This is a genomic window from Acinetobacter sp. UBA3025, from assembly GCF_002367915.1.
Classification (GTDB): Bacteria; Pseudomonadota; Gammaproteobacteria; order Pseudomonadales; family Moraxellaceae; genus Acinetobacter.
Genome location: NZ_DFDO01000312.1, coordinates 1 through 9,692, shown reverse-complemented (window position 1 = coordinate 9,692; position 9,692 = coordinate 1). Strand labels below are relative to the sequence as shown.

Annotated in this window: 10 protein-coding genes and 1 pseudogene; all 11 read left to right on the top strand. The window is 45.9% G+C overall.

What is annotated here, in order from left to right; genetic code table 11:
• The coding region (locus B4J23_RS13230) for a Phenylacetic acid catabolic protein (RefSeq protein WP_291361250.1) at positions 1-553 on the top strand (553 nt) is incomplete at its 5' end.
• A gap of 28 nt (positions 554-581) precedes the next feature.
• A complete protein-coding gene (paaB, locus tag B4J23_RS13225; protein WP_180031833.1) occupies positions 582-869 on the top strand; it encodes a 1,2-phenylacetyl-CoA epoxidase subunit PaaB in 288 nt (95 codons plus the stop codon).
• Positions 870-885: 16 nt separating this feature from the next.
• A complete protein-coding gene (gene paaC / locus B4J23_RS13220; protein WP_291361248.1) occupies positions 886-1,641 on the top strand; it encodes a 1,2-phenylacetyl-CoA epoxidase subunit PaaC in 756 nt (251 codons plus the stop codon).
• Positions 1,642-1,669: 28 nt separating this feature from the next.
• The gene (gene paaD, locus B4J23_RS13215) at positions 1,670-2,170 is read left to right on the top strand and encodes a 1,2-phenylacetyl-CoA epoxidase subunit PaaD (RefSeq protein WP_034701544.1); all 501 of its coding nucleotides are present in this window, start codon (positions 1,670-1,672) and stop codon (positions 2,168-2,170) included.
• 65 nt (positions 2,171-2,235) lie between these two features.
• A complete protein-coding gene (gene paaE, locus B4J23_RS13210) occupies positions 2,236-3,294 on the top strand; it encodes a 1,2-phenylacetyl-CoA epoxidase subunit PaaE (RefSeq protein WP_291361245.1) in 1,059 nt (352 codons plus the stop codon).
• A gap of 64 nt (positions 3,295-3,358) precedes the next feature.
• Positions 3,359-4,150 carry a 2-(1,2-epoxy-1,2-dihydrophenyl)acetyl-CoA isomerase PaaG gene (gene paaG, locus B4J23_RS13205; RefSeq protein WP_004783368.1) on the top strand — a complete coding sequence of 264 codons (792 nt, stop codon included), beginning with the start codon at positions 3,359-3,361 and terminating at the stop codon, positions 4,148-4,150.
• Between the two features lie 441 nt (positions 4,151-4,591).
• A pseudogene (pcaF, locus tag B4J23_RS13200) lies at positions 4,592-5,803 on the top strand (3-oxoadipyl-CoA thiolase).
• 58 nt (positions 5,804-5,861) lie between these two features.
• The gene (gene paaK, locus B4J23_RS13195) at positions 5,862-7,154 is read left to right on the top strand and encodes a phenylacetate--CoA ligase PaaK (protein ID WP_261634993.1); all 1,293 of its coding nucleotides are present in this window, start codon (positions 5,862-5,864) and stop codon (positions 7,152-7,154) included.
• Positions 7,155-7,214: 60 nt separating this feature from the next.
• Positions 7,215-8,156: a phenylacetic acid degradation operon negative regulatory protein PaaX gene (paaX, locus tag B4J23_RS13190; protein ID WP_159123525.1), complete on the top strand. Its 942-nt coding sequence runs from the start codon at positions 7,215-7,217 to the stop codon at positions 8,154-8,156.
• Between the two features lie 42 nt (positions 8,157-8,198).
• The gene (locus B4J23_RS13185) at positions 8,199-8,798 is read left to right on the top strand and encodes a gamma carbonic anhydrase family protein (RefSeq protein ID WP_179993128.1); all 600 of its coding nucleotides are present in this window, start codon (positions 8,199-8,201) and stop codon (positions 8,796-8,798) included.
• A gap of 141 nt (positions 8,799-8,939) precedes the next feature.
• A partial coding sequence (locus B4J23_RS13180; protein ID WP_291361242.1) for a class I SAM-dependent methyltransferase occupies positions 8,940-9,692 on the top strand: 753 nt, incomplete at its 3' end.

Here is a 9,692-nt window from a genome sequence, read left to right as displayed (position 1 = left end):
CGTCAACCAGGTGGCGCTGTGTCGTACTTCTTATGGTCCTTATGCACGTGCCATGGTGCGTATCTGTAAAGAAGAAAGTTTCCATCAGCGTCAAGGTTTTGAAGCCATGATGCAACTGGCAGAAGGTACACCAGAACAGAAACAGATGGCACAGGATGCAGTGAATCGTTTCTGGTGGCCGGCATTAATGATGTTTGGTCCAAGTGATGACAATTCTCCAAACAGTGCGCAAAGCATGCAGTGGAAAATCAAATTATTCAGTAATGATGCATTGCGTCAGAAATTTGTCGATAACACTGTGCCGCAAGTATTGCAGCTTGGCCTAACTGTACCGGACCCAGACCTGAAGTTTAATGAAGAAACAGGCCACTATGAATTTGGCGAAGTGAACTGGGATGAGTTCTTTGATGTACTGGCAGGCAAAGGTCCATGCAACCATGAACGTATCGAAGCACGCCGCAAGGCTTGGGAAGAGGGCAAATGGGTGCGTGATTCGGCAGCAGTTTATGCTAGCAAGCAACAGCAGCAGTCAGACAATAGAAAAATCGCCTAAGGCAACGGAATAGCACAAGGATATGCAAATGAACAAAAATAACTGGTCTTTATACGAAGTATTTATTCGCAGCAAACAAGGCCTGAGCCACCGCCATGTCGGCAGCCTGCGAGCCCCTGATGATGAAATTGCCCTGCAAAATGCCCGCGATGTCTATACCCGCCGCAATGAAGGGATAAGTATCTGGGTCGTGAAATCTGAACTAATTACCTCATCTCAACCAGATGAAAAATCGGAGTTTTTTGATCCTTCATTGAACAAGGTCTACCGTCATCCGACCTTCTATCACATTCCAGATGGCATCGAACACATGTAAGGTGGAGGAAAGAGCAATGACGAATCAGGTATTGGCACAATTTTTACTGCATGTTGGCGACAGCCAGCTCATCCTTTCACACCGTCTGGCAGAGTGGTGCGGTCACGCACCGGAGCTAGAGCTGGATATTGCATTGGCAAATATCGGTTTGGACCTGCTGGGTCAGGCACGTACCGCGTTGAGTCTAGCCGGTGAAATTGAAGGGCAAGGTCGTGATGAAGATAAACTGGCCTATTTCCGTACCGAGCGTGAATACCGTAACTTACTGCTATGCGAACAGCCAAATAATGACTTCGGTCAAACTATCGTACGTCAGTGGTTGATGGATCATTACCATGCTTTGCTGTTTGCAGCCCTGAGCAATAGCAGGAATGAAGAGATTTCCTCATTCGCCATCAAGTCGCTGAAAGAAGTGAAATACCATTTGCGTTTTTCAACCTCATGGATGGAACGCCTGAGCTTAGGTACTGCAGAAGCACATGAAAAAATCCAGAATGGTCTGAACCAGCTATGGCGTTTTACTGAAGAGCTGTTCAGCCTGACTGTAGATGAACGTCAGCTGGTCGATGCTCACCTGATTCCTGATCTAGAGCTGCTGAAACCGAAATGGCTGGAAACAATATCTGCCGAGCTGCAACGTTTTGAACTGAGCCTACCAGAAAGCGGTGCTTATCGTAGCGGTGCCAAGCAGGGACTGCATACCGAACATCTGGGTTATGTACTGGCGGAACTGCAATATATGCAGCGCAGCTATCCAGGCATGAACTGGTAAATCCAGCACATCACAGGGAGTGAGTGGCATGAACTTGATTAGACATGTAGAAGATCAATGCTGGGAGGTCCTGGCACAGGTTTCCGATCCGGAAATTCCAGTCCTGTCAGTCCTTGACCTGGGCATGATTCGTGGAGTGGAGATCAACCCACAGGATGAAATCGTGGTTCGATTGACCCCTACTTATAGTGGCTGTCCGGCAACCGATCTGCTCAAGGCGGAAATCACCCAGGCATTTGCAGCACATGAGCTGACGCCGGTCAAAGTCGTGGTCGATCTGTCAGAAGCATGGACCACTGACTGGATGAGTGAGGAAGGTAAACATAAATTGCAGCAATACGGTATTGCTCCACCTAAAGGCGAATCGAATAGCTGCGGTACCCATGTCGCACTCAGTGATGGTATCCAGTGTCCACATTGTCAGAGCCATCACACCCGATTACTCAGTGAATTCAGTTCAACCGCTTGCAAGGCGCTGTATAAATGTCAGGAATGCCTGGAGCCGTTTGACTATTTTAAATGTATTTAAGGGCTTAAGCGCACAAGCCATAACAATAAAGCGTGAGATTGCCACAGCTTAAGAAGGATTTTGAAATGAGCCAGTTTATTCCGTTAACCATTAAATCGATTCAGTCTCAGACTGAACAGGCAATTTGCATTGCTTTTGAACTGAGTCCGGAACATGCCGAAAATTTTCAGTATCAGCCGGGCCAACACCTGACCATCCGTCATCTTACAGAACAGGAAGAATTGCGCCGTTGCTATTCGATCTGTAGCGATAGTGATGAAGACATGAGTATTGCGATCAAGAAAATTGATCAAGGCCAGTTCTCAACCTGGGCCAATGAAAACCTGAAAGTGGGCGATGTACTGGAAGTGATGCCACCACAAGGTGTGTTTTTCCAGAAAGCGGCCAAGACTGGTGGTAAACATTATCTGGGTTTTGCTGCAGGTAGTGGCATTACACCAATTTTGTCTATTGTCAAAGCAGTGTTGAGCCGTAAGCAAGATGCCACTTTTACACTGGTTTATGGTAACCGTTCCTGGAAACAGACCATGTTCTCTGAACAGATCATGGATCTGAAAGACCGTTTTAAAGAGCGTTTGCAACTGATCAATATTTTCTCGCGTGAACTGAATGACAGCGAGATTTTCAATGGTCGTATTGATGCAGAAAAACTGCAGCAGCTGTTCCAGGCAGGCCTGATTCCAGCAGAAACCGATCACTGCTTTGCCTGTGGCCCTGAAGAAATGATGAATGCAGTAGAAACCGTTTTGCCAACCCTTGGGATCGAACGCAGCAAAATTCACACCGAACGCTTCAATACCGGGGCTGCACCAAAAGCATCTGCACAGCAGATCGAAAGCCGTACCGAGGAAAAGGTCAACATCATTCTGGATGGTCGTGAGCTGATCATTGAAGTATCCAAACAGGATGACAGCATTCTGGATGCCGCTTTACGTGCAGGTGCGGATCTGCCTTATGCCTGCAAGGGCGGGGTATGTGCAACCTGTAAATGTAAGGTGCTGCAGGGTGAAGTGGAAATGGCGATCAACTATAGCCTGGAAGAAGAAGAAATCCAGAAAGGTTATGTGCTGAGCTGTCAGGCGCGTCCAACCACTCGAAATGTTCGTCTCAGTTTCGACGAGTAAAGATTTTAAATTAAGCATCATGCAGATAAATGCATGAACGAAATAGAAACTTAAAAGGTGTGTAATGGATTACCAAACAATTATTGTTGAAGAAAAAAATGCAGTGGGCTACCTGACTTTTAATCGTCCTAAACAGCTCAACAGTTTTAATGAAACCATGCATCAGGAAGTATCTTCTGTCGTAAAGCGCTGGGCGCAAGATTCGGCAATTCGCGCTGTAGTGATTTCTGCAGAAGGACGTGGTTTCTGTGCTGGTCAGGACCTGAACGATCGTGTGGTTGATCCAAATGCTGATGCGCCAGATCTGGGGCTATCGATTGAAAAATATTACAATCCATTAATTAAGCTTATTACCGAAATGCCGAAACCGGTCATCTGTGCTGTAAATGGTGTGGCAGCGGGTGCAGGTGCAAATATCGCACTAGCGTGTGACATCGTGGTAGCTGCCAAATCTGCTTCATTTATTCAGGCTTTCTGCCGTCTCGGTCTGGTGCCAGATTCAGGTGGCACCTGGTTCCTGCCACGTCTGGTGGGCCGTGCCCAAGCGATGGGCCTTGCGATGTTGGGTGACAAAATCTCGGCTGAACGTGCGCTACAACTCGGTATGATCTGGCAGGTAGTTGAAGATGATCAGTTAAAGGCAGAAGCTGAAAAAATGGCTGAACATCTGGCGACTCAGCCGACTTATGGTCTATCCCTGATCAAGAAAGCGATTCATGCCGCCGCAGACAATAATCTGGATGAGCAACTGATTCTGGAGCGCGATCTGCAACGTCTGGCGGGCCGTTCTAGTGATTATCGTGAGGGCGTTCAGGCCTTTATGCAAAAACGCACACCACAATATAAGGGCTGCTAAATCTGCCGGAGATGGATTTGACTCGGCTCAAAGTTGTGCGATTTTTCCTTTCAGTTGTCGCTTAGCCACTTGGTCGAGTTGAATTATTCCTGACAGGTATGAATATGATACCTATTTGGTCTGATGGTTAGTTAGGTCCTATGTTATATGTAGTAGTACCCTGATAGTAAATGAAATCTGGAAATATAGATTTATGCACTATTTTTCTACTCAAGCTGTTGATTTTTGAATTATTTTTTATTTTATTTATTCAAAAAAATGATTTGGATGAGTAAATGGAATTTAATATGTCAGTAATTTACAAATATTAAAAAATATGTATCGTATTTTTGGTGAAGAGTGATACAACCTGGTATATATTGAACTAAGCAGACAGCGCTAGGGCAGGCGCAACAAGTATCGCCAACAGACTAAGGTATGGCGAGCTAAGGAACAAGAACGATGGAACATGTTTATATTTTTGACGGTATTCGTACCCCAATTGGTCGTTACGCAGGTGGTTTGAGCAGTATTCGCGCCGATGACCTTGCTGCTTTGCCGATCCAGTATTTAAAACAGCAGCATCCCAACCTACCATGGGCAGAAGTTGATGAAGTGATTTTAGGCTGTGCTAATCAGGCCGGTGAAGATAATCGTAATGTCGCACGTATGGCAGCACTTCTGGCTGGATTGCCGGAAAGTGTGCCTGCCATTACTGTAAATCGCCTCTGTGCCTCTGGTCTGGATGCGGTCGGTCTGGCAGCACGTGCAATTAAATCGGGTGAAGCACAGTTTGTAGTGGCCGGTGGCGTAGAATCCATGAGCCGTGCACCATTTGTGCAATCCAAGCCCACCACAGCATTTAGCCGTACACCAGAGATTTATGACACTACCATTGGCTGGCGTTTTATCAATCCAAAATTCAAGGCAGGTTTCGGCGTAGATAGCATGCCGGAAACGGCAGAAAACGTAGCTGAAAAATATCAGATTAATCGTGAAGATCAGGATCTGTTTGCTTATCGCAGCCAGCAAAAAACTGCACAGGCACAGCAGAACGGTATTTTTCAGGCAGAAATCCTGCCCGTAGAAATCAAAGGTACTAAAGGTTCTACTCAGGTGATTGCTGAAGATGAGCATCCACGTGCCGATACTACTTTAGAAAAGTTGGCTTCTTTAAAAGCGCCATTCCGCAAGGAAGGTGGTTCGGTAACTGCGGGTAATGCGTCTGGTGTCAATGACGGTGCAGCCTGTGTGCTACTGGGTAATAAATATTTCGCAGAACAGTATGGATTGCAACCATTGGCACGGGTAGTGGGAATTGCCAGTGCAGGAGTGGAACCGCGTTATATGGGCATTGGCCCAGTGCCGGCAGTGCAGAAAGTATTAAAATAGACAAACTTAAGTCTGGAACAGATGGATGTGATCGAACTCAATGAAGCCTTTGCCGCACAGGCGCTTGCAGTGCTACGTGAGCTAGGCCTTCAGGATGATGATCCACGCGTCAATCCAAACGGGGGTGCTATTGCCCTTGGCCATCCACTTGGAATGAGCGGTACACGGCTGGTCATTACCGCCATGAAAGAATTACAACGCAAGCAAGGAAAATATGCCCTTTGTACCATGTGTGTCGGTGTTGGACAGGGTGTCGCACTGATTCTGGAAAATGTGGCTTAAGGACTGAATCAAAAGAGAAATCATCAGCAGTCAGGATGACTGCAGCAGGAGCAAGAATATGAATAACAATGCAATGGAACAGATTGAAACCGCTTCAGTAGATGAATTACGTAGCCTGCAATTGGAACGTATGAAAAAAACGCTGCAGCATGCCTATCAGAACAGTACGGTTTACAAGAAAAAGTTTGATGAAGCGGGTGTGCATCCGGATGATCTGAAATCACTAAAAGATCTGGCAAAATTCCCGTTCACCACCAAGCAGGATCTGCGCGAAAACTATCCATTTGGCATGTTTGCTGTGCCTCAGGAGCAGATTGTCCGTGTACATGCTTCTTCAGGCACGACAGGTCAGCCGACTGTAGTTGGTTATACCCAGAATGACATTAATACCTGGTCAGATGTGGTGGCACGCTCGTTACGTGCAGCCGGACTCAGCAGTAAAGATACGATTCAGGTATCTTATGGTTACGGCCTGTTTACTGGCGGGCTGGGTGCACATTATGGGGTAGAACGTCTGGGTGCCACCGTAATTCCAATGTCAGGTGGTCAAACTGATAAGCAGGCCCAGCTGATTCATGATTTCAAGCCAACGGCTTTAATGGTCACTCCATCTTATTGTCTGAATATTATTGAGTGTCTGGAGAAAAAATTCGGAACTGCCAAGGATTGTTCAATCAAGACTGGCATCTTTGGTGCAGAGCCATGGACCAATGAAATGCGCCGTGAAATTGAAGAACGTCTGGGTATTGATGCGCTGGATATTTACGGCCTGTCCGAAGTCATGGGACCGGGTGTGGCGATGGAATGTCTGGAATCCAAAGATGGTCCAACGATTTGGGAAGATCACTTCTATCCTGAAATTATCCATCCGGAAACTGGTGAAGTATTACCAGATGGTGAGCTGGGTGAACTGGTATTTACCACCATCACCAAAGAAGGTATGCCGGTGATTCGTTACCGTACCCGTGATCTGACACGCTTATTGCCAGGTACAGCACGTAGCATGCGTCGTATGGACAAGATTGTCGGTCGCAGTGATGACATGATGATTATTCGTGGCGTGAATGTGTTCCCATCACAAATTGAAGAGCAAATCCTGCATATTCCGCAGCTTATTCCAAATTATCAGATTCAGATTTGTAAACAGGGTCACCTGGATACATTGCATATTCGTACCGAAATGCGTAAAGATAATGCTATAAATATGACACACCAATTGGCAAATCAGCTGAAAGTCCAAATCAAGACCATGGTCGGGATTAGTGTCAGTGTGGAGGTTTTACCGGAAGGTAGCTTGCCACGTTCTGAAGGTAAGGCTCAGCGGGTGTTTGATATCCGAAAGTCCGCTTAAATACGTCTGGATGACAGGCTCAGGTCTGTCATCCGGCTTTGACAAGGTAAATTGAACGTAATGAATCCGAAATTAAAACAAGTAATTGATGATTTCATTCAGAATGAGACCCTCAGTGGAACCTCATTGGTAATGACGATTTTTGGTGACAGCATTTATCACCGTGGGGGAGTCATTAGTCTTGCCAGCCTGATTCAGCTGATGGATGTATTTGGCTTCAATGAGCGTTCTGTGCGTACCGCCGTATTCCGTCTGGTACAAAATGGCTGGCTGAGTTCAGAAAAGATTGGCCGCACCAGTTATTACCGTATTACCGAAAGCAGCCGTCAGCGTTTTATTACCGCAGACCAGAAAATTTACAGTTTCCAGCATAATGAATGGGATCAGAAATGGGATCTGGTTCTGCTCAGTTCAGTTGAACTAGAAAATAAACAAACGCTAAAAAAAGAACTGGAATGGTTAGGCTTTGCCAATATCGCGACCAATGTCATGGCCTATCCGGGGTGTGATCAGCAGAAACTGCAAAACCTGTTACTGAATAACAAGATGACCGATCAGGTCGTAGTGTTTCGTGCTGAAACTTTACAGCTTTGGCAGGAATCTTATCCAACCATTAAACGCATGGTTGAGACTAACTGGCCAATCCCGGAACTGCATCAGCGTTATGAAAAATTTATTAGCGATTTCCGCGAGTTTTTCTATCTGGTGGAAAATGAAGAGGAACTGGATCCGGTACAAGCCTTCCAGATTCGTATCCTGTTGATCCATCAATATCGCCGTATTTTACTAAAAGACCCCAATCTGCCATTTGAACTGTTGCCAACAGACTGGTTGTCACTGATTGCGCGCAACCTGAGTACCAATCTATATCAGGCAGTATTTGCAGCAGGAGATGAGTTTTTTCTGGAGACTGCCCGGACCGCGGAAGGTCTTATGCCACCTGCGCATCCACAATTTTATAAACGTTTTGGTGGCTTAAAGCAGCCGGAATTGACCTTTTAATATTTAAAAAAATCATGAATGTAATAGCTCAAGGAGGAGTCTATGCCATGTTATGCGATTGATGGGGTGATTCCTGTCGTCAGCCCTGAAGCTTATATCCATCCTACGGCTGTGCTGATCGGTGATGTGATCATTGAAGCCGGAGTTTATATTGGTCCGTTCGCTTCGCTGCGTGCCGATTTTGGCCGGATTCATATCCAGAAAAATGCCAATGTCCAAGACTCCTGTACCATCCATGGATTTCCGGACAGTGTGACTTTGGTTGAAGAATATGGCCATGTCGGCCATGGTGCCATTCTGCATGGCTGCGTGGTACGAAAAAATGCCCTGATCGGTATGAATAGTGTGATTCTGGATGAGGCCGAAATCGGGGAGAATGTCATTGTTGGGGCCAACAGTACAGTCAAGGCTAAATTCAAAGTACCAGCAAATAATCTGGTACTTGGCAGTCCGGCGAAAGTAGTTCGTCCCTTAGAGGAAAAAGAAATTGCCTGGAAAAGCCATGGCACCGAGCAATATATCCAGCTCACTGCACGTTGCTTGAATACCATGCAGGAAGTAAAAGCTTTAACCGAAAATTCCGCAGAGCGACGTAGTTATCAGAACTTTAAAGCGGATTATCAAATCAAGCAAAATAGTTAAACTCGCTGATTTTTAAAAAATTTAGATAATTAAAATACGCTAATTTTTTAGTTTTAAAAATTATTGGAAATGAAACCAAATTCCTATTGTCGCCTTTCCGGATCGAGTTAAGCTGTTAGAAAACAGGTCAGGAAAGTGCAGATGGAAAGGCGGGAATTTAAAGACCATTTCTCCCAGCAGTCCCAAGATTATGCCTTGTTTCGCCCGCATTATCCGGACACTTTGGGGAAGAGGCTGGCAGAGCTATCAACGAGTGCCAAATTGGCTTTAGACGTCGGCTGTGGCTCAGGACAGTTTTCAGAGGTTTTGGCGCATTATTTTGATCAGATCATTGCCATTGATGCGAGTAGCGAACAAATCGCACAGGCCAAACCTCATCCGAAAATTCAATATCATCAGGCCTTAGCCGAAGAAATCCCATGTGTTGACCAGAGTGTAGATCTGATTTCAGTCGCACAAGCTGCCCATTGGCTGGATCTGGACAAGTTCTATGCGGAAGTTCGCCGTATTGCAAAATCCAATGCCATTCTGGCTCTTATTAGTTATGGGGTATTCAGCATTGATGAAGAACATCTGAATCATTATTTCAGACATTTTTATGAAGTGACGATCGCACCCTATTGGGCACCTGAACGTCGCCATGTCGATGAAGGATACAAAAATCTGCCATTTCCATTTCAGGAAATTTCTGTACAGCCGCCGGTATTACAAGTCGAGTGGAACTTTTACCAACTGATAGGCTATATGAGCACTTGGTCAGCCGTAAAAGCAGCCACCACGGCACTCGGACATAATCCGCTGAATGTACTGGCAGATGCCTTATTGCCAGAATGGGAAGATCCGGAATTGCCCCGGGTAGTAAGTTGGCCGCTATCGCTACGAGTAGGAAGGGTA